This window comes from Burkholderia sp. Ac-20379, assembly GCF_017104645.1.
Lineage (GTDB): Bacteria > Pseudomonadota > Gammaproteobacteria > Burkholderiales > Burkholderiaceae > Burkholderia.
In genome coordinates this window covers 1-26,399 of the sequence record NZ_JAAGPF010000041.1, presented here as the reverse complement: position 1 = coordinate 26,399, position 26,399 = coordinate 1, and the positions used below count along the sequence as shown (strand labels likewise).

General features: G+C 67.7%; 24 protein-coding genes and 1 pseudogene. 11 read left to right on the top strand and 14 right to left on the bottom strand.

What is annotated here, in order from left to right; genetic code table 11:
• Positions 1 to 77: 77 nt before the first annotated feature.
• Positions 78 to 869: a LysR family transcriptional regulator gene (locus G3N92_RS08295; RefSeq protein ID WP_206126981.1), complete on the bottom strand. Its 792-nt coding sequence runs from the start codon at positions 867 to 869 to the stop codon at positions 78 to 80.
• A gap of 100 nt (positions 870 to 969) precedes the next feature.
• On the opposite strand from G3N92_RS08295, the gene G3N92_RS08290 reads away from it, so the two are divergent.
• Positions 970 to 1,563 carry a LysE family translocator gene (locus G3N92_RS08290; RefSeq protein WP_206126980.1) on the top strand — a complete coding sequence of 198 codons (594 nt, stop codon included), beginning with the start codon at positions 970 to 972 and terminating at the stop codon, positions 1,561 to 1,563.
• Between the two features lie 33 nt (positions 1,564 to 1,596).
• Here the strand turns inward: G3N92_RS08290 and betI are convergent, their stop codons facing one another.
• Complete coding sequence (gene betI, locus G3N92_RS08285) at positions 1,597 to 2,193, bottom strand: transcriptional regulator BetI (RefSeq protein WP_206126979.1); 597 nt, start codon at positions 2,191 to 2,193, stop codon at positions 1,597 to 1,599.
• A gap of 421 nt (positions 2,194 to 2,614) precedes the next feature.
• Here betI and G3N92_RS08280 point away from each other — a divergent pair, with 421 nt between their 5' ends.
• The 4 genes from G3N92_RS08280 to G3N92_RS08265 all read left to right on the top strand — a co-directional run bounded on the left by G3N92_RS08280 (position 2,615) and on the right by G3N92_RS08265 (position 7,643).
• Complete coding sequence (locus tag G3N92_RS08280) at positions 2,615 to 3,628, top strand: GlxA family transcriptional regulator (RefSeq protein WP_206126994.1); 1,014 nt, start codon at positions 2,615 to 2,617, stop codon at positions 3,626 to 3,628.
• Positions 3,629 to 3,764: 136 nt separating this feature from the next.
• Entirely contained in the window at positions 3,765 to 4,673 is a 909-nt protein-coding gene (locus G3N92_RS08275; protein ID WP_241014663.1) for a choline ABC transporter substrate-binding protein, read from the top strand.
• 93 nt (positions 4,674 to 4,766) lie between these two features.
• A complete protein-coding gene (locus G3N92_RS08270) occupies positions 4,767 to 6,407 on the top strand; it encodes an APC family permease (RefSeq protein WP_206126978.1) in 1,641 nt (546 codons plus the stop codon).
• 96 nt (positions 6,408 to 6,503) lie between these two features.
• Positions 6,504 to 7,643 (top strand): porin, encoded by a 1,140-nt coding sequence (locus tag G3N92_RS08265; RefSeq protein ID WP_206126977.1) that lies wholly within the window; start codon positions 6,504 to 6,506, stop codon positions 7,641 to 7,643.
• Here the strand turns inward: G3N92_RS08265 and G3N92_RS08260 are convergent.
• Positions 7,604 to 7,840: a hypothetical protein gene (locus G3N92_RS08260; protein WP_206126976.1), complete on the bottom strand. Its 237-nt coding sequence runs from the start codon at positions 7,838 to 7,840 to the stop codon at positions 7,604 to 7,606. The genes G3N92_RS08265 and G3N92_RS08260 overlap by 40 nt on opposite strands.
• Positions 7,841 to 7,872: 32 nt before the next feature.
• Here G3N92_RS08260 and G3N92_RS08255 point away from each other — a divergent pair, with 32 nt between their 5' ends.
• Both G3N92_RS08255 and G3N92_RS08250 read left to right on the top strand, forming a co-directional pair.
• Complete coding sequence (locus G3N92_RS08255; protein ID WP_206126975.1) at positions 7,873 to 8,631, top strand: flavin reductase family protein; 759 nt, start codon at positions 7,873 to 7,875, stop codon at positions 8,629 to 8,631.
• A 108-nt stretch (positions 8,632 to 8,739) separates the two neighbouring features.
• Positions 8,740 to 9,483, top strand: a complete 744-nt coding sequence (locus G3N92_RS08250) for a YoaK family protein (protein WP_206126974.1) — start codon at positions 8,740 to 8,742, stop codon at positions 9,481 to 9,483.
• A gap of 24 nt (positions 9,484 to 9,507) precedes the next feature.
• On the opposite strand, the gene G3N92_RS08245 is transcribed toward G3N92_RS08250, so the two are convergent.
• Positions 9,508 to 10,809 (bottom strand): amino acid permease, encoded by a 1,302-nt coding sequence (locus G3N92_RS08245; RefSeq protein WP_241014662.1) that lies wholly within the window; start codon positions 10,807 to 10,809, stop codon positions 9,508 to 9,510.
• A gap of 419 nt (positions 10,810 to 11,228) precedes the next feature.
• On the opposite strand from G3N92_RS08245, the gene G3N92_RS08240 reads away from it, so the two are divergent.
• The gene (locus tag G3N92_RS08240; protein WP_206126972.1) at positions 11,229 to 12,158 is read left to right on the top strand and encodes a LysR substrate-binding domain-containing protein; all 930 of its coding nucleotides are present in this window, start codon (positions 11,229 to 11,231) and stop codon (positions 12,156 to 12,158) included.
• Between the two features lie 29 nt (positions 12,159 to 12,187).
• On the opposite strand, the gene yddG is transcribed toward G3N92_RS08240, so the two are convergent.
• The 5 genes from yddG to G3N92_RS08215 form a co-directional block, all read right to left on the bottom strand.
• Positions 12,188 to 13,108 (bottom strand): aromatic amino acid DMT transporter YddG, encoded by a 921-nt coding sequence (yddG, locus tag G3N92_RS08235; RefSeq protein WP_206126971.1) that lies wholly within the window; start codon positions 13,106 to 13,108, stop codon positions 12,188 to 12,190.
• Positions 13,109 to 13,237: 129 nt separating this feature from the next.
• Positions 13,238 to 14,740 carry an aldehyde dehydrogenase gene (locus G3N92_RS08230; protein WP_206126970.1) on the bottom strand — a complete coding sequence of 501 codons (1,503 nt, stop codon included), beginning with the start codon at positions 14,738 to 14,740 and terminating at the stop codon, positions 13,238 to 13,240.
• Complete coding sequence (locus G3N92_RS08225) at positions 14,740 to 15,651, bottom strand: dihydrodipicolinate synthase family protein (protein ID WP_206126969.1); 912 nt, start codon at positions 15,649 to 15,651, stop codon at positions 14,740 to 14,742. Before G3N92_RS08225 ends, G3N92_RS08230 begins: the two co-directional genes overlap by 1 nt.
• A gap of 79 nt (positions 15,652 to 15,730) precedes the next feature.
• Complete coding sequence (locus G3N92_RS08220; RefSeq protein WP_206126968.1) at positions 15,731 to 17,062, bottom strand: MFS transporter; 1,332 nt, start codon at positions 17,060 to 17,062, stop codon at positions 15,731 to 15,733.
• A 101-nt stretch (positions 17,063 to 17,163) separates the two neighbouring features.
• Entirely contained in the window at positions 17,164 to 18,543 is a 1,380-nt protein-coding gene (locus tag G3N92_RS08215; protein WP_206126967.1) for an FAD-binding oxidoreductase, read from the bottom strand.
• Between the two features lie 426 nt (positions 18,544 to 18,969).
• Between G3N92_RS08215 and G3N92_RS08210 the strand changes: the two genes are divergently transcribed.
• A complete protein-coding gene (locus G3N92_RS08210) occupies positions 18,970 to 19,725 on the top strand; it encodes a GntR family transcriptional regulator (RefSeq protein WP_206126966.1) in 756 nt (251 codons plus the stop codon).
• Positions 19,726 to 19,852: 127 nt separating this feature from the next.
• Here the strand turns inward: G3N92_RS08210 and G3N92_RS08205 are convergent, their stop codons facing one another.
• On the bottom strand, positions 19,853 to 20,143 hold the full coding sequence (locus G3N92_RS08205; protein ID WP_206126965.1) for a hypothetical protein: 291 nt from the start codon (positions 20,141 to 20,143) through the stop codon (positions 19,853 to 19,855).
• On the opposite strand from G3N92_RS08205, the gene G3N92_RS08200 reads away from it, so the two are divergent.
• Both G3N92_RS08200 and G3N92_RS08195 read left to right on the top strand, forming a co-directional pair.
• On the top strand, positions 20,136 to 20,402 hold the full coding sequence (locus G3N92_RS08200) for a hypothetical protein (protein ID WP_206126964.1): 267 nt from the start codon (positions 20,136 to 20,138) through the stop codon (positions 20,400 to 20,402). The two genes, G3N92_RS08205 and G3N92_RS08200, sit on opposite strands and share 8 nt — an antisense overlap.
• A gap of 189 nt (positions 20,403 to 20,591) precedes the next feature.
• Positions 20,592 to 22,667 carry a fused MFS/spermidine synthase gene (locus tag G3N92_RS08195; protein ID WP_206126963.1) on the top strand — a complete coding sequence of 692 codons (2,076 nt, stop codon included), beginning with the start codon at positions 20,592 to 20,594 and terminating at the stop codon, positions 22,665 to 22,667.
• A 112-nt stretch (positions 22,668 to 22,779) separates the two neighbouring features.
• Here G3N92_RS08195 and G3N92_RS08190 read toward each other — a convergent pair whose 3' ends face one another.
• From G3N92_RS08190 to G3N92_RS08175, 4 genes and pseudogenes are all read right to left on the bottom strand, one after another.
• Positions 22,780 to 23,838: a porin gene (locus G3N92_RS08190; protein WP_206126962.1), complete on the bottom strand. Its 1,059-nt coding sequence runs from the start codon at positions 23,836 to 23,838 to the stop codon at positions 22,780 to 22,782.
• 128 nt (positions 23,839 to 23,966) lie between these two features.
• On the bottom strand, positions 23,967 to 24,974 hold the full coding sequence (locus G3N92_RS08185) for an aliphatic sulfonate ABC transporter substrate-binding protein (RefSeq protein WP_206126961.1): 1,008 nt from the start codon (positions 24,972 to 24,974) through the stop codon (positions 23,967 to 23,969).
• Between the two features lie 4 nt (positions 24,975 to 24,978).
• Entirely contained in the window at positions 24,979 to 26,139 is a 1,161-nt protein-coding gene (locus G3N92_RS08180) for an LLM class flavin-dependent oxidoreductase (protein ID WP_241014660.1), read from the bottom strand.
• Between the two features lie 42 nt (positions 26,140 to 26,181).
• Positions 26,182 to 26,399 (bottom strand): annotated as a pseudogene (locus G3N92_RS08175) (hypothetical protein); the annotation flags it as partial.

The following is a 26,399-nucleotide window of genomic DNA, read 5'->3' as shown; positions in this document are numbered from 1 at the left end:
CGGTGAGTCCTCCTGGAACGCCGAGCATAGCGAAGCGGCGGCAGGCGGGCTTGTACGTTCTTGCGGGGGCGGCGCGCCTACTTCTTCGCGCTCTGCCAGCGGCCGGGCGGCACGCCGAACATGCGCTTGAAGTGGCGCGTGAAGTGGCTCTGATCGACGAAGCCGCTGGCGGCCGCCACGTCGGCCACGGCCAGGCCCGCGCGCACCGTGGCGGCGGTGGCCTCGATGCTGCCGCTCTCGAACACGGTGCGCCAGGCGATGTCCCGCTCGGCGAGCGCGCCGAGCACCCACGGGCGGAACGCGCAGCGCTCGTCCACCATCGACAGCGGCAACGGCCGCTTCCGCCACGCCTCGCTGCCGCGGCCTGCCACCCACACCAGCGGTTCGACGCGGATCACGTCGCCGGCCGCCTCGCTCGCCACCGATTCCACCAGCGCCACGTCCACCCGGCCCGCGGCCAGCGCCTCGCTCAACTCGGCCGACGCCGCGCACACCAGCGACAGCTCCACCTGCGGATGCGCCTGCGCGAACGCCTTCATCGCCGGCGCGAGCGGCGTGACGAGGTCGAACGGCACGCCGACCCGCAGGCTGCCGCGCAACGCGTCGGCCTGCATGTCGGACCAGATGTCGTCGTTGAGATGCAGCAACTGGCGCGCCTTGACGAGGAACGGCTCGCCCTGGCGCGACAGCGCGAGCTTGCGCGTTTGACGCACGAACAGCAGGCAGCCGAGCGTGTCCTCCAGGCGCTTCACCTGCTGGCTGACGGCGCCTTGCGTCATGTGCAGCCGGTTCGCGGCGACGGTCATGCTGCCGCAGTCGGCCACGGCCACGAAGGTGCGGATCAGATCGAGATCGAGGTTTCGGGTCATCGGCGCATTATGCGGCGTAATGGATCGCATCAATATTATTGGTTTTCCTGATGAATCGCGGCTCGCTACAGTCGGTGTTTTGACCGACAGGACCGCACCGATGGCTGCCGCTTACGCTCCGCTGTTTCTCTTCGTCGTGGTGGCGACCGTCACGCCCGGCGGCGCCACCACGCTGGCCACGGCGTCGGGCGCGCGCTTCGGCTTCGTGCGCTCGGTGCCGATGATGCTGGGAATCGCGCTGGGGCTGGCGTCGCTTGCGGCGTTCGCCGCGCTCGGGCTGGCCAGCGTGCTGCTGGCGATGCCCGCGCTGCAGACGGCGGTGAAGGCGATCGGCTCGGCCTATCTGCTGTGGCTCGCCTGGCGCATCGCGCGCAGCGGCCCGATGAATGCGGGCGAGGGGCCGGCCCGGCCGATCACGCTCGTCAACGGCGCGATGCTGTTGTGGCTCAACCCGAAAAGCTGGGCGATGACGGTGGGGGCGGCGGCTTCGTTCGCCCTGCTGGCGAACAGCCCGGGCCGGCTGGCGCTGCTGCTCGCGGTGTCGTTCGCCGTGGCGGCGAGCGCGTCGCTGGCGTTGTGGTGCTCGCTCGGCGCGCTGCTGGCGCGGATGTTCCGCACGCCGCGGCAGTGGCGCGCGCTCAATCTGGTGCTGGGGGCGCTGCTGGCGGGATCGGTGATCCTGACGTGGCGCTGAGGAGGCCGAACCGTTTCCGGCGGGGCCGCCGCGTCAGTCGTCGCCCGCGCCGGCCGCCAGCAGCAGGTCGATATAGTCGTTCGCCACGCGCAACGCCGATTTCGTGTCGAACGGCTGGCCGGAGGTCGCGCCGCGCAGCCACAGGCCGTCGATGATGGCGGCCAGGCCGGTGGCCGCGCGCCGGGCCGCCGCCACCGGCAGCGCGTGCTTGAACTCCGCGCACAGGTTCGAGTAGAGCCGCCGCGTATTCAGGCGCTGCAACCGGCCCAGCGCGGGCTGATGCATGCTCTCGGCCCAGAACGCGAGCCAGGTCTTCATGACGGGCGAACTGACCTGCGAGACGTCGAAATTCGCGGCGACGATGGCGCGCAGCCGGGCGCGCGGCTCGTCCCGCGCCGCGAGGCGGCGGCGCTGCGTGGCCGTCCACAGATCGTGCAGGATATGGCGCATGGTGGCCTCGAGCAGGCCGTCCTTGCCGCCGAAATAATGGCTGACGATGCCGGTCGAGATGTTGGCGCGTTGCGCGACCAGCGCGAGCGTGGTGCCGGGCAAACCTTCGTGCTCGATGGTCTGCAAGGTCGCATCGATCAGTTGCGCGCGCCGCACTTCGCGGATTCCAATTTTTGGCATGATGATGCGTGGAGGTTGCCGAACGGGTTGCCGAATGCCCGCCATCTTATGCGGACATTGAATTCCCGATCAATCGGCAAACCGGCCCGGCCGCGTGCAATGCGCGGTTTGGCAGAGAAAATTGAAGCCTCGTTCAAGAAAATGCCTTATTGCATAAGGCTTTCATAAAAACCGCTCGACCTGGCCAAGTCGTTTTTGGAAAGGCGCGTGTCGCAAAACCTCGGTTCCGCCGATTTTATTCCACGAATGATTCACTACATGGGATTTGCAGCGCGCCGGCCGTCTCGGGCAGGGCGCGATGCGGGCCCGAGACACGGCGCCGCGCGTTCGATCGCGCGGCGCGCATTCCAGACCGCTGCATGCGGCGCACCTTGCCTCCGATCACGCCATGTCCGACTTGTCCGATTACGCGTCACCCGTCATGCCCCTGCTTGGCAGCCCGCTGCCGGCCGGCGGCGCACCGGCCAGGCATTTCGGTTTCCTGACGTTGCCCGGCTTTTCGATGATCGCGTTCACGAGCGCCGTCGAGGCGTTGCGGATGGCGAACTACGTGGCGCGGCGCGAGCTGTATCGATGGACCGTGTATTCGGCCGACGGCGAGCCGGCGGCGGCCAGCAACGGCATCGCGGCACGTCCCACCCATCGCCTCGATCCCGGCGCGGCGTGGCCCGACGTCCTGATCGTCTGCGGCGGCGTGCGCATGCGCGAAGCGGTGGATGCGCCGACGCGCGCCGTGCTGCGCCGCGCGGCCGCGCACGGCGTGACGCTCGGCGGCATCTGCACGGGCGCTTATGCGTTGATGGCGGCCGGCCTGCTCGACGGCTATCGCTGCGCCACGCATTGGGAGCAGCTCGCCGCGCTGCACGGCGAATTTCCGGCGGTGCGGTTCGCCAACGAACTGTTCGTGGTGGATCGCGACCGGCTGACCTGCACGGGCGGCGCGGCGCCGCTCGACCTGATGCTGCATCTGATGCGCGAGCAGTTCGGCGCGGAGCTGGCCGCGGCGGTGTCGGCGCAGTTCGTGCTGCAACAGGTCAGGGATGCCCATCATCCGCAGCCGGTGCCGGTCGGTTCGCGCGTCGGTTTTTCGCGCACCGAGCTGGTGGAGGCGGTGCGCCTGATGGAGGCCAATGTGGAGGAGCCCTTGCCGCTGCCCGAGCTGGCGCGGCTGATCGGCATGTCGGAGCGCAACATGCAGCGCATGTTCCGGCATTACCTCGACATCGCGCCCACCCAGTATTACGTGGGCACGCGGCTCAAGCGCGCGCGCTCGATGCTGCGCGGCACCGATCTGTCGATCGCGCGCGTCACCGCGCTGTGCGGCTTCCAGTCCGCCTGCCATTTCAGCAAGGCCTATCGCACGCTGTTCGGCCATGCGCCGAGCCACGAACGGCGCGCCGCGCCGTCGCCCACCCCGATTCCGCTGGCCGCCTAGACGGCCGAGCGCCCGGCCGGATCTCCGGCTCCATCACGCCTACCACCTGCAACCCGTACGGGAGTCCTTCATGTTGACGCGATTCAAGCAATCCAAGGCCGCAGCAGCCGTTCAGGCGCTGAGCGCGATGTCGTTGATGGGCGCGCTGGCCGCGCCGGCGCAGGCCGCCGACCCGGCATCGTGCTCCGCCGTGCGCTTCGCCGACGTCGGCTGGACCGACATCGCCGCCACCACCGGCCTCGCCTCGAGCGTGCTGGCCGGGCTCGGCTACAAGCCGACCAAGACGATCGCATCGGTGCCGATCACGTTCGCCGGCGTCAAGAGCGGGCAGATCGACGTGTTCCTCGGCTATTGGTCGCCCACCATGGATCCGATCGTCGCGCCGTTCACGCAGGCCCACGCGTTCACGGTGCTGCCCACGCCGAACCTGACCGGCGCGAAATACACGCTGGCCGTGCCCGATTACGAATACGCGGCCGGGCTGCGCTCGTTCGCCGACATCGCCAAGTTCGCGGACAAGCTGCAAGGCCATATCTACGGCATCGAGCCGGGCAACGACGGCAACCGCCTGATCCAGAAGATGATCGACGGCAACCAGTTCGGCCTGGGCAAGTTCAAGATGATCGAATCGAGCGAGGCCGGCATGCTGGTGCAGGTCAATCGCGCGGTGCGCGAGAAGCAGTGGGTGGTGTTCCTCGGCTGGGAACCGCACCCGATGAACGTGCAGATGAAGATCAACTATCTGAGCGGCGGCGACGACGTGTTCGGCCCGAACTTCGGTGAGGCCAAGGTGCTGACGGTCGAGCCGAACAACTACGCCGCGCGCTGCCCGAACGTGGCGAAGTTCGTGTCGAACCTGCAATTCACGACCGACATGGAGAACCACGTGATGCTGCCGATCACGAACAAGGTGCAGCCCGACAAGGCCGCGACCGACTGGCTCAAGGCCAACCCGGCCGTGCTCGACAAATGGCTGGCCGGCGTCACCACGCTCGACGGCAAGCCGGGCCTGCCGGCCGTCAAGGCCTACCTCGCGACGCACTGAATGCGCCGCGGCTGACCCACCCCGATGGACGCCGATCGCACTGCGTTCGGCGGCCGTCATTATTTCATTGTCCTAAACGATAAGGGGAGACGGATGGAACAGGCTGGACTGCGAAGCGGGCGCGCGCAAGCCGCGCCCGCGCCGCACGAGCATGGGCTGCAGCGCGGCCTCACATGGAAGGATGCGTTCTGGGTCACCAGCGGCGTGCCGGCCGGCGTGCTGTTCACGCTGGGCGGCGTGTGCGCCACGATCGGCCAGCCGGCCTGGCTGATCTGGGTGGCGTCGATCGCGATGGGGCTGCTGCAAAGCGCGACCTACGCCGAAATCTCGGGCCTGTTTCCGCACAAATCGGGCGGCGCGTCCGTGTACGGCGCGATCGGCTGGGTGCGCTACAGCAAGATGATTGCGCCGGTATCGGTGTGGTGCAACTGGCTGGCGTGGTCGCCGATGCTCGCGCTCGGCTGCGGGCTCGCCGCGAGCTATGCGCTCGCCACGCTGTTCCCGCCCGAGGCGGCGATTCAGCACTGGCAGCTCACCGTCGCCAACCTCGGCTTCATCAAGCCGGGCCTCACGTTGCGGATCAACGCCACGTTCCTGCTGGCCGCGGCGTTCCTGCTGATCACGTTCCGCCTTCAGCACAGCGGGGCGTCGAAGGCCGCGAAGACGCAGAAGATTCTCGGCATCGCCTCGCTCACGCCGCTGCTGATCGTCGGCATCGTGCCGTTCGCGACGGGCGACGTGCCGATGTCGCATCTGGTGCCGCTGCTGCCGCTCGGCCACGACGCCGCCGGCAACCTCACCGCCGCCACGTTCGGCGCGTGGAACGGGCAGGGCGTGACGATGGCGCTCGGCGCGATGTTCATGGCCGGTTGGGCCTCCTACGGATTCGAAACGGCCGTCTGCTACACGCGCGAATTCCGCGATCCGGGCAAGGACACGGCGCGCGCGATCTTCTGGTCCGGCGCGTTGTGCCTGATCGTCATGACGCTCGTGCCGCTCGCGTTCCAGGGCGCGCTCGGCACGGCCGCGATGCTCGATCCGTCGATCGGCGACGGCACCGGCGTGGGCGCCGCGATGGCGAAGATCGTGGGCGGCGGCGCGTGGGTGGGCAACGCCGTGGTGGTGATGCTGATGCTGTCGATCCTGCTGATCGTGATGACCTCGATGATGGGCTCGTCGCGCACGCTGTATCAGGCCTCCGTGGACGGCTGGCTGCCGCGCTATCTGTCGCGCGTCAACGAACACGGCGCGCCCACCGGCGCGATGTGGACCGACCTCGGCTTCAACCTGATCCTGCTGATGATGTCGGATTACATGACGGTGCTGTCGATCTCGAACGTCTGCTACATGCTGTTCGTGTTCCTGAACCTGCAGTCGGGCTGGATTCATCGCATGGATCGCGGCCAGTGGGCGCGGCCGTTCCGCTGCCCAAACTGGCTGCTCGCGCTCGGCGCGGTGTGCGGTTACGCCGATCTGGTGTTCGTGGGCGCGGGCGCGGATCTGCAGGGCGAGGGCACGCTGCGCAACGGCCTGCTGGCGATGCTGCTGATCGTGCCGGTGTTCGTCTATCGCCATTACTGGCAGGACCGCGGCCGCTTCCCGGCCCGCAGCGCCGAGGACATGGCGTTGAAGGCGCCGCCGCGCGCCGCCTGGAAAAACCTGCTGCCTTACGGCGCACTGGCGCTCGCCGTGCTGACCGTCTGGCTGTCGCACCGCTTCGCGCATCCGCACTGAGTCGCAGTCAACCGCGGTAAACCGCACCGCGCCGGGGGGGCGCGGTGCGGCGAGCAGTTCATCAATCCATTCACAACCACTCGACAGGGATCCGTCATGAAACGATTGGCATGGGGTGTCACGTTCGGCATGCTGGCCGCCGCCAGCGGCAGCGCTTGCGCGCAAAGCAGCGTCACGCTGTTCGGCGTGCTCGACGAAGGGATCAACCTGACCAGCAACGCGAACGGCAGCAAGGCCTGGCAGACGTCCAGCGTGGATCTCGTGACGAGCCGCTGGGGCTTGAAGGGCACCGAGGATCTCGGCGGCGGCGTGCACGCGATCTTCGATCTCGAAAGCGGCGTGATGCTCGACAACGGCAAGGCCTATTACGGCGGCCGCGAATTCGGCTATCAATCGTACGTGGGGCTCGAATCGGCCGCGCTCGGCACCGTGACGCTCGGCCGCCAGTTCGACACCGTGACCGACACGATCGGCCTGATGACGGCGAACGGCAACTGGGGCGGCTTCCTGTTCTCGCACCCGGTGGACAACGACAATACCGACGCGTCGTTCCATGCCAACAATTCGGTGAAATACCTGTCGCCCGAATTCCACGGGCTGTCGGTCACCGGCCTGTACGGCTTCGGCAACCAGCCGGGTTTCGCCGGCAACCGGATCTACGCGGCCGGCGTGAAGTATCACTATTCGACGCTGTCGCTGGCAGCGGTGTACGAGGATCTGTCGTCGCCCGGCACCACCGCGGGCGGCGCGATCGCTTCGGACGACTATGGGTTCGTGGCGGCCAACGAGAAGATCTACGGCGTGGCCGGCAGCTACGGCATCGGCAAGGCTGTGATCTCGACGACCTGGACGCATGTGGCGCTGCAACGGCCCACCTCGTCGATCTACGTCGATTCGCTCGGGCCGAACAACACCGGCCTGAACTTCGACAACTTCGAGGCGAACGTCAAATACAACCTCACGCCCGCGTTCTTCCTGGCCGGCATGTACACGTACACGCTGGCGCATCTGAGCCAGGGCGGCGCGGCGGCGTCGCTGCACTGGAACCAGCTCGGCGCGATGGCGCAGTATTCGCTGTCGGCGCGCACCGCGCTGTATGCGCAGGCGGTGTATCAGAAGGTGAGCGGCGGCGCGACGGGCTTCGCGCTCGACAACGCCTATATTCCGGGCTCGGCCGGGGTGTCGTCGAACTCGCATCAGATCGTCGCGCGGGTCGGGCTGACGCACGCGTTCTGAGCGGGCGTGACGGGAAGCCGATCCCGCCCGGCGGGCGCAGGATCGGCTTCATGACGATTGCCTGGGCTGGGCGCGGGTCGACCCACCGGCAGGTCGACCGCGCCGCGGATCGCGTCCGGCGGCTCCTCCCGATGGAAATGCGGCTTCAGTGACAGCGCAATAAACGGCACGCCAGCGCGGGCCGGATTCGCGACCATGGCGGCTCGATCCACTCAAGATGAACGCCATCATGACGACTTCCGCTTTCTCCGCCGCCATTACCGATTCCGCCGCCGATTCCGCCACCGCGCCGCACGTGCGCGCCGAACCGTCGATCCTCTACCTCGGCACGCCCGTCACGCTGCTGAGCACCGTGAACGAGGACGGCACCGCGAATCTCGCGCCGTTGTCGTCCGTGTTCTGGCTCGGCTGGCGCGGCGTGCTCGGCATCGGCCCCTCGCAGACGGCGCTGAACCTCACGCGCACCGGGGAATGCGTGATCAATCTGCCGTCTCCCGCCGAGGCGGGCGCGGTGGATGCGATCGCGCGCACCACGTGCCGCTTCCCGGTGCCCGAGCATCGCCTGAAGATGGGCTACGAATACGAGGCGGACAAGTTCGCGCGGGCCGGCATGACGCCGATCGCGTCGGACACCGTCGCCGCGCCGCGCGCGCTCGAATGCCCGATTCAGATGGAAGCCGTGCTCGCCGCACGCCACGACATGAACCAGGACATGCCGGCCGCGACGCGCCTCGGCATCACGCTGTTCGAGGTGCGCGTCACGCGCGTGCACGTGCATCCCGGCCTGCTGCTCGACGGCAATCCGAACCGGATCGATCCCGATCGCTGGTCGCCGCTGATCATGAGCTTCCAGAAGCTGTATGGGCTCGACTTGCGGCAGATTCGGCCGTCGCGGTTGGCCGAGATTCCGGAGGACATGTACCGCAGTCCCGACGTCGACCGGGCGCGGGGCGAGCCGCTGAAGCGCGCGGCGGGCGTGGCGGCCTGAGATGCCGGAGGCGAACGCCGGCGGACCGAGCGGGCGCGCCCGCATGTTAGGATCGCCCGGCACCGGGGGCGCACTCCGCACCGCCGTTCGCCGGCATCGAGGGTTCCTATGCCAATCGATTATCTTCGCGGCTTCACCGCCCCCGCGCGCAGCGATGCGTCGAACCGCCGTCTCGGCCGCGTGCTCGCGTTCGTGGCGGGCGCGGCCAACGCGGGCGGCTTCTTCGCGGTCGGGCAGTACACGTCCCACATGTCCGGCATCGTGTCCTCGCTGGCCGACAATCTCGCGATCGGCGAGCTCGACGTGGTGGCGGCCGCCATCAGCTCGCTTGTGGCGTTTCTCGCCGGCTCCGCCACCTCGGCGATCCTGATCAACTGGGGCCGGCGCAAGCGCCTGGCCAGCCTGTATGCGATCCCGCTGCTGCTCGAAGCCACGCTGCTGCTGATGTTCGGCCTGCTCGGCGCACAGCTCGAAACGCACCACGTGCTGTTCGCGCCGGCCACGGTGTGCCTGCTCTGCTACGTGATGGGCCTGCAGAACGCCATGATCACGAAGATCTCGAAGGCCGAGATCCGCACCACGCACGTCACGGGGCTGGTGACCGATATCGGCATCGAGCTCGGCAAGCTGCTCTACTGGAACGCCGGCTCGGCGGCCGAGCCCGCGGTGCGGGCCGACCGCCGCAAGCTCGCGCTGCTCGGGTCGCTGCTGCTGTCGTTCCTGGTGGGCGGCCTGGCCGGGGCGTCGGGCTTTCGGCATCTCGGGTTCGTCTCCACGGTGCCGCTCGCCGTCCTGCTTGTCGCGCTGGCGCTCGTTCCGCTGCTCGACGACATGCTGGCGTGGCGCGATTGAGCGCCACGCGAACCGCCACGGCGCTTATCCGAGCCGCCGCTTCTGAAGCCGCCAGCCGATCAGCGCCAGCACCGCCGACGAACCGAGCGTCAGCACCACTTCCTGCCGATGATCCGGCGCGTTCACCATCACCGCGAACGCGCCCACGATCAACAGGATCGCGACCATCGACAGATACGGATGGCCCCACATGCGCACCTTGAGCGCCCCCTCGCGCACCAGCCGCGCGCGCAGCCGGATCTGGCTCAGCGCGATGATGAAATAGACCAGCAGGGCGATCGCGCCAGTGGTGGCCAGCAGCGTGTCGAACACGTACTTCGGCGCGATGTAGTTGGCCGCGCAGCCGGCGAACGCCACCGCGGTGGAGGCCAGCACGGCGTTGGCCGGCACGCCCGAACGCGTGGTGGACGTCACCAGCGCGGGGGCCTGGCCGCGCGTGCCCAGCGAAAACAGCATGCGCGACGCGGTGTACAGCGCGCTGTTCAGGCAGCTTGCGACGGCCACCAGGATCAGCGAATCGACGATCAGCTTCGCATGCGGCACATGGAACACCTCGAGCACGGCCTGATACGAGCCGATGCGCAGCAGCGCCGGATCGTTCCACGGCACGACCGAGATGATGATGGCGATCGAGCCGATATAGAACAGCGAGATGCGCCAGACCACCGACGTGATGGCGTGGGCGATCTCCTTGGCCGGGTTGGCCGATTCCGCCGCCGCGATCGTCACGACTTCGGTGCCGAGGAACGTGAACATGGTCGTCAGCAACGCGCCGACGACCGGCGCGAAGCCGCGCGGCAGGAAGCCCTCGTGCCCGGTGATGGTGGCGAGCGGATGCAGTTGAACGTGCGGCAGGCCGCCGGCCAGCGCGACGACGCCCAGCGCCACGAACGCCGTGATCGCCACCACCTTGACGAGCGCGAACCAGAATTCGAGTTCGCCGTAGTTCTTGACGCTGAACAGGTTGGTGGCGGTCAGCAGGACGGTCACGAGCACGCAGTATTGCCAGACGGCCAGCTCGGGAAACCAGCTGTTCAGGATGTTGGCGGCGGCGGTCGCTTCGAGCGGCACCAGCAGCACCCAGAACCACCAGTACATCCATCCGATCGTGAAACCCGCCCACGGGCCGATGGCCTTCGACGCATAGGTGGAGAACGAGCCCGAATCGGGCATCGCGCAGGCCATTTCGCCCAGCATGCGCATCACGAGCACCACCAGCGCGCTGGCGAACACATAGGCGAGGATCGCCCCCGGGCCGGCTTCGGCGATGGCATGCCCGGAGCCGACGAACAGCCCCGCGCCGATGCTGCCGCCGATCGACAGCATGACGACATGGCGTTGCCGAAGGCCGTGTCCAAGGTGTTTCGCGGGTTCTTGAGTCGAGGCGTGGCCGCTCGAATCGTGTGCGGGCGTGGCGGCCTTGCCTGCGTGGGTGCGTACCCCGCTGCCGGGTGTCGGTGTCATGGCGTTGTCTCCGTTGTGACTTCGATTGCGTTGCCGTCTTGCGCGGTTGCGTCTGAATCGACGCGTCGATGACGGCATGAAGCCGTTCTGCTGTTCGACGCGCAAGCCGAGCGTATCGGCGGCGGCACGCGCTCACAAACGAATTTATCGACTGATGCAGTCCGGATCGGAATAAATGGCGCGAGGCTGGCGGGGCTGTTCACGCAGGATGACGAAATTATCCTAGTCCGGCCGGTACGCGCCGCAGCAAGATGCCGACGTGCTGATCTAGAGGCAGGGCAATGAGCAGTTTCAACGCGAAACGCAATGCGACGCTTCCGCCGCTGGAGACGCTGCGGTGTTTCGAATCGGTGGCGCGGCTGGGCAGCTTCACGCGGGCCGCGCGCGAGCTGTGCATGACGCAGAGCGCCGCGAGCAAGCAGGTTCGGACGCTCGAAAGCATGCTGGGCTGCACGCTGTTCGAGCGGCACACGCGCGCGCTCGGCCTCAGCGAGGCGGGGCGGCGGCTGTTCGACGAGCTGCAGCCGCTGCTGTCGAGAATGCAGCACACCCTGTCACGGGTTCGCAACGACGACCGCGAGCCTGCGATCTCGGTGATCTGCACCGACGCCGTCGCCCAATACTGGCTCCTGCCGAGGTTGGCGGATTTCGCCCGCGACTGTCCCCGCATCCCGATCGATGTCAGCGCAACCAACGCGATCAACGAAAAGCGCTGCACCGATGTGTCGTTCGGCATCCTCTACGGCGACGGCGCGTGGACTTCGCTGGACGCGATCCGGCTGTTTCCCGAGATCGTCTATCCGGTCTACAACCCGGCGCGTTACGCCGGGCCGGTGCCGGACACCGTCGAGGCCCTCGCGCAAGCGCCGCTGATTCATCTCGATTCGACGGATTGGGATTGTCTCGACTGGCGCGACTGGTTCGCGCAGTTTTCTCAGGAATCGATACCCGCGCCGTTGCTGACCTTCAACCAGACGGGCATGGTGTACGAGGCCGCGCGGCTCGGGCTCGGTATCGGGCTGGGGTGGGATTTCATCGCGCAGCCGGCCATTCGGGCCGGCGAGCTCGGCGCGATTCGGTCGATGTCGCTGGTCACCGGGCGGCACGATTATCTGGTGCATCCGCGCGGCAAGGCGCTCAGCGCGGACGAGCGCCGGTTTCGCGATTGGCTCGCGGCCAGCGCGGACGCGGATCGATCACGGCAGGATTGAGGCAGGGCCGCGCCGTGCCGCCGCCGCGCTCACGTGCATTGCCCGGCCTGCGCCGCCGGCCGCGGCGCGCGCTTGCGCGTGGCCAGCCAGCACAGCACCGAGCCGCCGCACACGCAGAACGCGCCGGTCCAGAAGTTCGACGACAGCGACGCATGCAGCAGCAGCGCGGCGATCGCGGCCGAGATCACCGGCGTGAAATACGACACGCCGGCCAGCACCGCCACGTTGCCGCGCATGATGCCGATGTTCCAGGCCGAATAGCCGAAGCCCATCGCGGCCGAGGCCAGCAGGAAGTAGGCGAGCGCATTGGCGTTGAACACGATGGTGTGTTCGCCGTCGAGCAGGTATTTGGTCCACAGCGTGAGCGCCACCACGATGAAGAACAGCGTGATGCCGTTCTTGCCCTTGGCGAGCTTGATGGTGACGGTGGTGTAGGCCGACCAGATCAGCGAGCCGGCGAACGCCAGGCCGTAGCTGAGCGGGTTGTCGATCACGTTGGCCCAGATGCTGGCGCCGTCGAAGCCTTGCTTGCCGCCGAGCACCCAGCCGATGCCGGTCATCGCCAGCAGCACGCCGGGCACGATCAGCAGGTTGACGCGCTGGCCCAGGAACAGGATCGCGAACACCATCGTGAAGGTCGGCCACAGGTAGTTGACCATGCCCACCTCGATCGCCTGGCGCGCCGAGTGCGCGTTGCCGATCGACAGCGACAGGCACCATTCGTAGGCGACGAACAGCAGCGTGCCCCACAACAGGTAGCGGCGCGGAAACGTGTCGAGGCGCGGCAGCCCGACCGTGAGGAACAGCAGCACCGACGCCCCCGTGTACATCATGGCCGCGCCGCCGGTTGCGCCGAAGCAGTCGCTGAGGCCGCGGATCAAGCCCACCACCGCGCTCCATAGTGCGATCGCGATGAAGCCGATCAGCGTTGCCCTGGTCCTGTTGTTCATGCTCGTTCCTGCCGATTGCGGGTAAAAAAGTGATGCGAAATGACTGCGGACCGGTTGCCCGCCTGACAAGACAAACCGGCCGCGACCGTTTTTGACGGTCGCGGCCGGCCTGCCGGGGTTGCGCTGCCGTCAGGCCGCGCGGTTCGGTACGTCGATCCAGATGGTCTTGATCTCCGTGTACTGGTCGTGCGCCCAGATCGACTTGTCGCGGCCGCCGAAGCCGGAGGCCTTGTAGCCGCCGAACGGGGTCGTGATGTCGCCTTCGCCGAAGCAGTTGACCGTCACCACGCCGGCCTGGATCGCCCGCGACAGATGAATCGCGTGATTCAGGTTGCTGGTGTAGACGGACGCGGCGAGACCATAGACGGAGTCGTTCGCCAGCGCAATCGCTTCGTCGATCTCGTCGAAGCTCGTCACGGCCAGCACCGGCCCGAAAATCTCGTCCTGGAACAGCCGGCTTTGCGGGCCGACGCCGTCCACCACGGTGGGCTCGACGAAGATGCCGTCCTGCGTCGTGCCGCCGAAGCGCACCGCGAGCTGCTCGCGCTCGGCCTGCTCCAGATAGGCGCGCACCTTGCCGAAATGCGCCTTGCTGATCAGCGAGCCGATGCGGTTCTCGGGATCGAGCGGGTCGCCCATCTTCCATTCGCGCATCGCCACGCCGATCCGTTCCAGCAGCGCGGGCTTGATGCTCGAATGCACGATCAGCCGCGACGAGGCCGAGCAGTTCTCGCCCATGTTCCAGAACGCGCCGTTCACCACGTGGGCGGCCACGGCGTCGAGGTCGCTCGCGTCGTCGAGCACCACGGCCGGGTTCTTGCCGCCGCATTCGAGCACCACGCGCTTCAGGTTCGATTCCGCCGCGTAGTGCAGGAAGCGCCGGCCGGTGGCGGTGGAGCCGGTGAAGCTGACCGCGGCCACGTCGGGATGGCGGCCCAGCGGCTCGCCCACCTCGGCGCCGCCGCCCGGCAGCACGTTGAACACGCCGGCCGGCACGCCCGCCTGATGGGCGAGCTCGGCCACGCGCAGCGCGGTCAGCGAGGTTTCCATCGCCGGCTTGACGACGATCGAGCAGCCCGCCGCGAGCGACGGGCCGATCTTCCAGGCCAGCATCAGCAGCGGGAAGTTCCACGGCAGCACCAGGCCCACCACGCCGATCGGCTCGCGCACCACCAGCGCCAGCGCGTTCGAGCCGACCGGTGCGGTGTTGTCGTAGATCTTGTCGATCAGCTCGGCGTGCCAGCGGATCGTGTGGATCGTTTCCGGCACGTCGATGGTCTGGCATTCGCGGATCGGCTTGCCGCTGTCGAGGCTTTCCATCGTCGCCAGTTCGTGCGCGTGCTGTTCGAGCAGGTCGGCGAACTTCAGCAGCACGTGCTTGCGCTGCGTGGGCGGCAGCGTGCGCCAGCGGCCGTCGGCGAACGCCGCCTTGGCGCGCGACACGGCGTAATCCACGTCGCTGGCGTCGCAGGCCGCGACGTTGGCGAGCAGCGCGTCGGTGGCCGGGTTGACGGTCGCGAATGTCTTGCCCGAGTTGGCGGGGCGGAACGCGCCGTCGACGAACGCCTGGGTCGGCAGGCGCAGCCCGGCGGCGATCTCCGCGTATTGCGCGGCGGTGAGCAGATCCGCCATCAGGCCTGGCCTCCGGTCACGCCGGCCACTTCGCGCTTCAGTTCGGCCACGATCGTGGCGAGCTTCGCCTTGTTCTCGTCGTCGAGCGGCTGCAGCGGCGCGCGCACGGCGCCGGTGCGCAGGCCGGCCAGCTCGCAGCCGTACTTGATCGTCTGCACGAACTTGCCGGCTTCCTCGAGGAAATCCATCAGCGGCAGCATCGCCGACATGATGCGGCGGCCCTTGCGGAAGTCGTTCTCGACCACGCAGGCTTGATACAGCGCGACGTGTTCGGCCGGCAGGAAGTTCGAACCGGCGCACACCCAGCTCGACGCGCCCCAGGCGAAGAATTCGAGCGCCTGATCGTCCCAGCCGCACGACACGGCGATGCCGGGGAATTCGCGCGCCAGCATGTGCAGCTGGTTGGTGCTGCCCGAGCTTTCCTTGATCGCCACGAAGTTCTTCGAAGCGGCGGTGACGGTGCGGAAGAACTCGCGGCCCATCGACACGCCCATCCGGCCCGGGTAGTTGTAGAGCATCACCGGCAGGCCGGCGGCGGCGTCCACGGCCAGCGCGTGCGCGGCGTTTTCCTGCTCGTTCGGCAGCGCGTAGGGCGGCGAGCCGACCAGGATCGCGTCGGCCTTGATGGCCTTGGCGGACTTGGCGATCTCGACCGAATCCTCGGTGCGGATCGCGCCGGTGCCGATCACGAGCGGCACGCGCGTGCCGATCACGTCCTTGGCATAGGCGCCGAGCTCGAGGCGCTCCTGCATCGTGTGCGCGTAGTACTCGCCGGTCGAGCCGCCGATGATGATGCCGTGCACGCCGCCGGCGATCAGGTGTTCGAGGACGTCGGCGAAGGCCGCCTTGTCGATGCCGCCTTCGGCGTTCAGCGGCGTGATGGCCGGCGTGTAGATGCCTTGGAAATTCATGATGTGCTCCCGCGGGAATGAAGAGTAAGCGTGTTGCGCGATCGAGGCCCGCGTCGCGCACGGCGCGGGCCGGTGAGAATCAATGGTTGAGCGAGGCCGCTTCCTGCAGCGACAGCGAGGTCGTCTCGGGCGCGAGGCACACCGACGCCACCAGGCCGACGAACGACACCGCGGCGGCCGCGTACATGGTGTTGCCGATGCCCACCGTCTGCAGCGCGATCGGCACGAGCCAGGTGCCGACGGCCGCGCCGATGCGCGACAGCGAGGCGCCCATGCCCACGGCGAACGCGCGGATGTCGGTCGGGAAGATTTCGTTCGGATAGACGAGCTGCAGCACCTGGGCGCCGCCGATCAGCAGCGCATAGGTGCCGAACAGCACGAGGATCAGCGTGGCCGAGCTGTTCGAGCACGCGCCGAGCGCCAGCAGCGCGAGCGCCGACCACAGGAAGCTGTGGATCACCAGCGCGCGGCGGCCGAGCGTATTGATGATGCGCGTGGCGATCGCGCAGCCCACCACGAACAGCAGCGTGATCGCCACCGAGCCGTAGGCTTCCCAGTCGCCTTCCAGATGCAACGCCTGCAGCACGCGCGGCGCGAACGAGTAGACGGCGAACACCGGGATCACCGAGCAGGTCCAGAACAGCACCACGAACAGCATCCGCTTGCCGTAGCCCGAATGCAGCAGCGCGCCGAGCGAGATCTTGCGGTCGACCGGCTCCTCGGGCAGGTTGCGGATCGAGAACGACGGCCCGTAGACCTTGCGGATCACGGCTTCGGCTTCCTGCTTGCGGCCCTTGTTGAGCAGCCAGCGCGGCGATTCCGGCGTGCCGAGGCGCACCAGGAACAGCAGCACGCCGATCACGGCGGGGCTGGCCAGCACCCAGCGCCAGGCGTCGGGGCCGCCCTTCGCGAGCAGGATGTTGCCGACGATATAGGCCAGCGCCGCGCCGAAGAACCAGATGATGGTCAGCATCGCCAGGCGCGGGCCGCGGTATTTGCGCGGCATGAATTCGGTCAGCAGCGAGCCGGCCACCGGGTATTCGATGCCCACGCCGATGCCGACGATGAAGCGCAGCGCGAACAGCGCCTCGCCCGATTGCACCCACAGCTGCGCGATCGAGCAGATCACGAACAGCACCGGGCCGAAGAAGTAGGGCCGGCGGCGGCCCATCCGGTCGGTCAGCCAGCCGCCGAGGAACCCGCCCACGAAGATGCCGAGCAGCGCGGACGCGGCCACCATGCCTTCCCAGAAGCTCGTCAGATGCAGCGCGGCCGAGAACTGCACCATGGCCACGCCGATGATGCTCAATACATAGCCGTCCATCAGCCAGCCGCCGCCCGAGCGAATCGTCAGCAGTTGGTGAAATCCGTTCAGCGGTATGTCCTCGATGGACGCCGTCGTTGTTGTCATTGCCTGTCTCCTGCCTGATGAAGAGGGCGATCCGGTGGGGCGCGGCGTGTGCCGCCGCCCCGATCGCCGCATGTCGAATTCGGAATCCTGAACGTGGGCTGTCAGCTTTCGAGGCCGGCCTTGCGCTGCCCCCACCAGAGCGTGGCGTTCACGCCCATCGAGAGGAACGGCTCGGGCGGATTGCGGTTCGGCCCGGACGTCGACAGCAGGAAGTCGGTCAGCGCATCGCGCTTGCCGGCCAGCCAATCGGCGAGCAGCGTGCCGGTGACGGTGCCGCGCGTGATGCCGAGGCCGTTGCAGCAGAGCGCGCCGTACACGTTCGGCGCGAGCTGGCCGAAAAAGCCCTTGTGGTTCTGCGAGAGCGCGAGCGAGCCGCTCCAGGTGTAGTCGAAGCCGACGTCGGGCAGCATCGGGAAGCGGTTCGCGAACGATTGACGATGGCGCGCGAGCACGCGTTCGCGGTGGCGATCGTTGGGCCGGCCGTTCGGATTGAAGCTGAAGCTGTTGCGGATCAGGATGCGGTTGTCGTGGGTGCGGCGCACCGTGCTGCCGAACGGATCGGCCGGAATCACGCCCCAGAACGCCTGGCCGCCGAGCCGCGCCTGTTCGGCCTCGCTGAGCGGGCGCGTCAGGCTGGCGTACAGGAATACCGGCAGCATGGTGCGGGCCAGGAAGCCGAAGCGCATGCCGAACGCGTTGTTGGCCAGCACCAGCTTGTCGGCCAGGATGCGGCCGCCGGCGTGGCGCAGCACGATCTTGTCGCCGTATTCGACGTCGGTGATCGCGGTGTGCTCGTGCAGCGTGACGTTCGCGGGCAGGCTGTCGGCCAGCCCTTTGACCAGCGCCGACGGCTGCAGCAGCATCGTGCCGGGCGTGAACAGCCCCTTGCGGTAGAAGCCCGTGCCGATATGCGCCGGCAGATCCTTGCCCTCGATCACTTCGTAGGGCTGGCCGAGCTTGTCGAGGCCGCGCCGGTAGGCGTCGAGCACGGCCACGCCGCGCGGCTCGACCGCCGCCTGGTATTTGCCGGAGGCGCGCAGGTGGCAATCGATGCCGTGCGTGTCGACCAGCGAGCGCAGGATCGACTGGCCGAGCAGGTTCAATTCGAGCGTGGTCCTGGCGGTCGCGATATCGCCGATGTAATCGTCCGCGCCGATGTCGTGCGGCAAGTCGATCGCGAAACCGGCGTTGCGCCCCGAGGTGCCGAAGCCCACTTCCTGCGCGTCCACCAGGATCACTTCGTCGTCCGGAAAGTTCAGCGCCAGTTGGCGCGCCGCGGCGAGCCCCGTGAAGCCCGCGCCAACCACCGCCCAGCGCGCCTTCGAGGTGCCGGCATGACGCGGCCGCGGCGTGCGCTGCGGGCTGGTGTGATACCAGCCGCACGCCGAATCGTCGGCCGGCAGCGAACTCACTTTGACCTTGCGCGCATCGCGCTGCGGCTGCGCGGCCTCTTCCAACGTCGGCGAAGTAACCCTAAGCATTGCTGAATCCAGTGTCTCTGTTGATTGAAATCGGCTGCGCCGCCGAGGGTGGCGCGGGCCGTTTTGAGGGGGCGATTTCAGGCGGCGTGCGCGTCGGGCGAGGGGGTGTCGCGAGGGGCGGAGCGAGGCGGCATCGAGGTCTGAAGTCTGGTTTGGGTTCGAAAGTTTGTCGTGCGTTGCATAAACTATAGTTAGTAGACAAACTATAGTTCAACAAGCGTTCGGAGAAAATTGAGGGTTAACCCGCGGCAACCGGCCGCACCTGCCCGCATCGGATCGAGCGCGTCGTCAAGGAAGCAGGCGTGCGTGGGCCGCCGCGTGGCGCGGCAGGCAGGCGGGAGGGGAACTGGGAGGGCGGTGGGGCCGGTGCTAGCCATGGCCCGGAGCGGGGCCGTATAGTACGCGCTTGAAATCGACGAGGGCGTTATGAAAGGAGCAGGCGAAAACGCGGCAACGGTGGATCCGGCACAGGGCGGCGATCGCAAGACCGCGCTGAGCGAGGCGTTGCGGCGGCGGATCGTGAACATGGAGCTGGCGCCCGGCGCGCTGATCGACGAGGCCGGGCTGGCCGAGGAATTCGGCATGTCGCGCCCGCCGATCCGCGAGTTGATCCGGCAGATGGCGGCCGAGGGCTACATCGAACTGGAGACGAATCGCGCGCCGCGCGTGTCGTCGATGAATTTCCAGTCGCTGCGCAGCTTTTTCCTGGCCGCACCCGTGATCTACGTCGCCACCACGCAGCTCGCGGCGGTCAATGCCACGCCCGACGACATCGCGCGCCTGCACGCCATCCAGACGCATTTCCGCACCGCCATCGAGAACAACGACGTGGCCAGCCGGGTCATCTACAACGATGCGTTCCATCTGGAGATCGGCCGGATCGCGCAGAACGACTACCTGATGCCGAGCCTGCGCCGCCTGCTGATCGATCACGCGCGGCTCGGCAAGATGTTCTACCGCTACCCGACCACCTCCACGATGCAGCAGACGCTCGAAACCGCCGTGGTGCAGCACGACCAGATCATCGAGGCGATCGAACAGCACGACGCCGACAAGGCCGGGCTGCTGGTGCGCGAGCATTTCGAGCTGTCGCGCCGCCGGATGACCGAATACGCCGCGCCGCAGGGCATGGCCGTGTCGGTGAATCTGGAAGACCCCGTGCTGGGCCGGGATCGCGGCTAGCGTGACCAGGGCGGCAAGGCGCACGGCGTGACGGCTTCGCGATTAAACCGATTGACTCTCTAGCGGCTTCAGGGTTTGAAATGGCGGGTGCGCATCGTCGCGCTTCCCATCAGGAGGACCCATGACCTCATGCAATCACCAACACGCCGGCGCCCATCCGCACGCGCACGGCCCGAATTGCGGCCACACCGCGATCCAGCACGGCGACCACGTGGATTACCTCCACGACGGCCACCTGCATCATCCGCACGGCGATCATGTCGACGAGCACGTCATCGAGGTGAGCAGCCGCAACCCCGATCAATGCACGCCGAACCACCAGTGCGCGGGTCATGAACCGGGGCATGTCCACGGCCCCGGCTGCGGCCATGAAGCGGTACCGCACGGCGATCACGTCGATTATCTGGTCGATGGCCATCTGCATCATCCGCACGGCGACCATTGTGACGATCACGGCCCGGTGGAACTGGCGTGACGAGCGCGCCGGCGGCGCGGCTTGCCGGCCCGCCACCGGCGCAACCGCCGGCGCGATCCGCCCCGGCGCGGATCATTACAAATTCTTGCCAACCCCGGCGCATGCTGCTCTAATTCGCCGGCGCAGTGCCGTTCATCTACGCAAAACACAACATGCCAATTCGGGGAATCCGATTTTTTCGCAAGGAAAAAATTCGGGTTGACAGTCGTAAAACGAGGTTCGCCCATGCCTTCACGATCCGCCACGGTCCGGCTGTTCCTGCAAGCCCGATACCCCGCCCGGTAATTCCCTCCGTCCATTCCCGTTGTGCCTTGTCGATGCGTTGACGGTTTTGCCCGTCGCCGATGCATCGCGCCGTTGCAACGCTCCCGATCCGGCGACATAGAAGACGATGACGTTCCTGTATGCCTGCACCATCGCATTGAGTGCGTTTCTGCTGTTTCAAGTCGAACCGTTGATCGGCAAAATCGTGCTTCCGGCGTTCGGCGGATCGGCCGCGGTATGGAGCGCCTGCCTGCTGTTTTTTCAGGTGCTGCTGGTTTGCGGTTATCTCTATGCGCATCTGACAACCCGCTTCCTGAGCGCCAGGCGTCAAGCGTACGTGCACGTCCTGCTGCTGCTCGCAAGCCTGGCGCTGCTGCCGATCCAGCCTGTCATTCAGGGGAGCGCGGCGGAACACGGCGACCCGGCCGTGACCATCGTCGTCCTGTTGGCCGCGAACATCGGCCTGCCGTATTTCATGCTCTCGGCAACGGGGCCGCTGGTGCAGGCATGGTTCGGCCGAGAAAAGGCCGGCGCGGTGCCGTACCGCCTGTTTGCGCTGTCGAACGTCGGATCGATGCTGGGGTTGCTCAGCTATCCGGTCGTCTTCGAGCCGTGGCTGCCGCTGCATCTCCAAACGATCGGATGGTCGGCGTTCTACGCCGTCTTCGCGCTGGTTTGCGGAACGCTGGCATGCCGAGCGTCGCGCACGGCGGAATCGGTGCAATCGGCCGCGCCGTCGCCCGCGGACGTGGCCGTCGAGCGGCCGCGCGCCCGAACGTTGGCGGCCTGGGCCGCGCTGGCCGCCTGTCCTTCCGTGCTGCTGATGGCGGTCACCGGTTATCTCACGCGCAACGTCGCGCCCATCCCGCTGTTGTGGGTGTTGCCGCTCGGGCTGTATCTGCTCAGTTTCATCGTGTGTTTCGAAGGGCGGATGGGATACCGGCGGCGCCTGTGCATCCCGCTGCTGCTGCTCTCGCTGGCCGGCATGACGGCCGGGTTCCTCGGGCTGTTGCCGCAAGACTCGCTGGCGCTGCCGATCGCCGTGTTCAGCGCGGGGCTGTTCTTCGCTTGCATGGTCGCGCATGGCGAGCTCGCCAGGCGCAAGCCGCACCCCCGCCATCTGACGTCGTTCTATCTTGCGCTGTCGGTCGGCGGCGCGATCGGCGGCGTGTTCGCGGTATTCGTCGCGCCGAGTTGCTTCAATGGCGACCACGAACTGCCGATAGGGATGGCCGCGATGGCCATCCTTGCGCTGCTCGTCGTGTATCGAAGCCTGCCGGTCGCGGCGGGCAAGCCGGCCGGCGCGGCGGCATGGCTGGGGCTGACGGCGACCACAACGGTGGCCGGAGCCCTGATTGCGTGCCTGTGCTACGGCTCGTTCTTGCGGCTCTCGAGCACGCGGCTTTCCGTCAGGAATTTCTATGGCACGCTGGCGGTCAGCGATCGCGGCGCCGGGGAGCAGGCCAAACGCGGGCTGTCGAACGGTTTGATCGCGCATGGCGAGCAGTATCTGGCCGCCGACCGCCGCGCCTGGCCGACCACCTATTACGGCGCGCATTCCGGCGTCGGCATGGCGATCCTCGCCAACCGGACGACGCAACCGCAACGGGTGGGCGTGATCGGGCTGGGCGCCGGCACGCTTGCGGCGTATGGCCGCCCGGGCGACGACTACCGCTTCTACGAGATCAATCCGCTCGTCATCCGCATCGCGCGTTCCGAGTTCAGTTTTCTGTCGGACTCTCCGGCGCAGGTTTCCGTCGCATCGGGCGACGCACGGCGGACGTTGACGCAAGAAGCGCCTCAACGGTTCGACGTGCTGGTGGTCGACGCCTTTTCGGGCGATGCAATTCCGGTTCACTTGCTGACCCGGGAAGCATTCGCGATTTATTTCCGCAACCTCAAGCCCGGCGGCATGCTGGCCGTGCACGTCACGAATCATTATCTCGATCTCGCGCCGATCGTCGCGCTCGATGCCGCGCTATACGGGCGGGAGGCGAGGATCGTGAACGCCGATCTCCACGGTGCGGGAGGCGGGAAGGGCGAGTTTCGCTCGACCTGGGTGCTCGTGTCCGGCCGGCCGGACGACTTCATGCGCGAGCCGCTCCAAGGGAGTGCGAAACCCATCGCGTTGCCGGATCGGCTGAAACCGTGGACGGACGATTACAGCAGCCTGTATTCGGTATTGAAACGCCAGGCGGATTGATCGGGGCATTGGCGGGAGCCAACAACGCCGCCGCCGGATTGGCATGCGCCGATCCGGTGGCAGGCCGACCGGTGGCACGGCCCGCGCGAACCAGCGCGGCCTCCTGCCCCCCTCAAAACCGATGCTGGATGCCGATCTCCACGCCCTGCGCGTCGGCGCCCGGGTAGGCCACGGCCACGCCCGGCGTCGTCGAGGCCGTCAGCGCGTAGGCCGAGCGCCCCTTGTTGACGAGCACCGCGCCGCTCGCATACACCCAGGTTCGTTTCGACAACCAGTACGACCCCATCGCGCCCACGTGGTCGGCGTTCAACCCGCCGCCCGTGCGGTCCTGCAAGTGCGTGTAGACCAGCGCGAGCGTGCCCGCCTGCGTGACGCGATAGCCGCCCGACACTGTGTAGACGTTCTTGTCGACCGAACGATCGCTTTGCTGCGCGTGGTGGAAGCCCGCATACAGGCGCAGTTTGCCGAAGTCGTACGAACCGCCGCCGAAAAAGTCCTTCAGCGTGCTCGAATTCGCGGCGTTGTCGACCGACTGGAAACCCACGTCGAGATCGACCGGCCCGCGCGCGTAGGTCGCGGTCAGGTGATAGTTGTTGATGCCGCTGCTCGGATGGGTCGAGCTGTCGCGCAGGCCGAGCATCGCCACCGCCGAAAAGCCGTACAGGTCGGGCGTGCCGTAGTAGATCGCGTTGCTGGCGCGCACGGACAGCGTGGCGAAGCTGTTCAATCCCGAGGCGATGGTGGACGCGCCGGTGGCGTCGAACTTGCCTTCGAGCGGCACATAGAGCGGCGAGTTCTGCCGGCCGACGCGCACCTCGCCCCAGCGGCCCGACAGGCCGACCCAGGCCTGCCGGTTGAACAGCGCGGTCGAATCGATCAGCGCGCCGTTGTTCAGCGAGAAGCCGTTTTCCAGCACGAAGTTGACGCGGTTGCCGCCGCCGATCTCCTCCGAGCCGCGGATGCCGAAGCGCGAGCCCGTCTGCGCACCGGACAGTTCGCGCACGGTGTTGCGGTTGCCCGAATGCGACCAGTCGATCGACATGTCGAGCAAGCCGTAGATCGTGACGCTCGATTGCGCATGGGCGGCCGGCGCGACGGCCGCGCAGGCCAGCAGGGCGGGGACGACACGGCGCAGCGGCCGGTGCAACGGTTGACGTGTGTGGTTCATCATTTATTTGGATGTACTGATTGTTGTGATGGGTGAAGATCTCCGGTCCTGCTGCCGGCCGGGATCGGCCGGCACGACACAGCCGCACCGCGGCGCGCCCGCCCGGGCGGCGCGCCGCGGTGCGGGTACGGCTAGTGGCTCGCGTCGATCACGTGCGCGCGGATGTCGGGCGCTTTCGGCACGATGCCGTTTTCCGCGTACCAGGCCGCCACGCGCGCGATGCGGGCCGCATCGTCGGCGCTCACGGCGCGCAGCGGCGAGACGTTGTGCGCGCCGAGCGCCGGGGCGAGGGCGGGCGGCAGGCTCAGTTCGCGGGCCCAGATCCGGCCGGCCTCGTCGCGATGCGCGCCGGTCCAGACGTTTTCGTCGCGCAGCACCTTCAGCACGGTGCGCACCACCTGCGGATGCGCCTTCCAGTAATCGTCGCGCACGAAATAGCCGACCGCGTTGTCGGAGCCGATGGCCTGGCCGTCGGCCAGCACGCGCGCGTCGTAGTTCGATTCGGCGATCGTCAGGAACGGATCCCAGGTGGCCCAGCCTTCGACGCTGCCGCCCACGAACGCGCCGCCCGTGTCGCTCGGCGACAGGTATTTGCGCTTGACGCTGCGCGGATCGATGCCGTTCTTGACCAGCGCGCGCACCAGCAGGTATTCGCCGGTGCCGCCGCGGTTGACGGCCACCGACTTGCCGGCCAGGTCGGCCAGCGTGCGGATGCCCGACTTGGCGGGCACCACGATCGCCTCGTTCTGCGCCGTCATCGGCTGATAGCCGAAGATCGACATCGGTGCGCCGCCCGCGATCGCCGTCACGAACGAGGTGGAACTGCCGCTCGTCAAGTCCACGGCGTCGGCGTTCAGCGCCTCGAACGCGGGCGCGGCGGCCGGGAACGGCCCGGCCCACACCACCTTGACGTGCTGCGCGGCCAGCGCGGCGTCCAGCGAACCCTTGGCCTTGGCCAGCGTCAGGTCCGAGGTGCCCTTGAGATAGGCGATGCGCAGCGTGGTGTCGCCGTTGGGATCCGCGGCCAGCGCGGCAGGGCTGGCCAGCGCCGCACCGAGCACGCCCGCGGTGGCCGCGAATGCGGCCGTGGCGGCCAGCAGCGCGCACCGCGCACGCGATTTCGGGGAAGTGGTCGTCATCGCATTACTCCTTGGCCGCGCCGGTGGCCGGCGAGAACGCCGACAGATCGCGGTCGAACAGCGTCGACCACGTGAAGGTTTTCTCGACCGGCGCCGTGCGGCGCACCGGCAGATGCGGCAGCACCTGTTCGGCGAACCGGTAGGATTCCTCGAGCAGCGGCATGCCGGACAGGATGAACGTATCGATGCCGCGCGCCGCGTAGTCGTTCAGCGTGCGGATCACCGTCTCGGGCGACCCGACGATCGCGGTGCCGGGCCCCGGCCGCACCAGGCCGAGCCCGGACCACAGGTTCGGCGCGATTTCGAGCTCGCGCGCATGCTTCGGGCGCTTGCCGCCGTGCAGCGCGCTCATGCGGCGCTGGCCGACCGAATCGCTGCCGCCCACGAAGCGCTGGTTGGCGGCGATCGCGTCGTCGTCCATCAGGCCGAGCAGGCGATCGGCTTCGGCCCAGGCCGCTTCGTCGGTGTCGCGCAGGATCACGTAGAGCCGCACGCCGTGGCCCAGCGTGCGGCCGTAATGCGCGGCGCGCGCGTTGACCTGCTCGACGCGCCGGCCGATCTCGTCGGGCGTCTCGCCCCAGGACAGATAGGTGTCCACGTGCTTGGCGGCCACCTCGATGGCGGGCTCCGACGAGCCGCCGAACCAGAGCGGCGGCAGCGAGATCGTCTTGCCGGCCGGCAGGGCGAGCTTCGCGCCTTCCACGCTGAAGTACTTGCCCTCGTACGTGACCGATTCGCCGGCGAACAGGCGCTTGAAGATGGTCAGATACTCATCGGCCATCTGATAACGCTCGTCGTGCGGGATCTTCATGCCGTACGCGCCGAGCATCTTCGCGTCGCCGGACACGATGTTCAGCAGCAGCCGGCCCTTCGAGAACTCCTGGAACGTCGCGGCCATCTTCGCCAGCAGCGTCGGCTGAATCAGGCCGGGGTGGATCGCGAGCAGGAAGTTGAGATCGTCGGTGTGCGGCAGCAGCGAGCCGCCGAGCACCCACACGTCGTGCGCGCCGGTCGCGAACAGCGCGCCGGTGAAGCCCAGGTGGTCATAGCCGCGCGCCAGTTGCTGCAGGTAGCGGTAGTTGATCGGGCGGGCGCCCTCGGGGGTCCACGGTGCATGACCGTCGGGCGCGGTCAGGTACCAGAACACGTTCATCGGTGTCGTCATGGGAAAGCTCTGAATGGGAAGTCGAAGGAATCGGGCGGGCGTTCAGGGGCGCGCCGTGGCGTGCACGTCGAGCGGCGCGGGCAGCTCGCCGTGCCGCACCAGCAGGTCCGCCTCGCGTTGTTGTTCGTCGAGCAGCGCGGCGTCGGCCGGATCGAGCGCCCAGGCGCGGTTGGCGAGCGCCGCCTGCCAGCCGGCCGCGTCGATCCCGCCGATCCCGGCGTCGGCCAGACGCCGCGCGTAGTGCAGATCGGAAGAGCGGG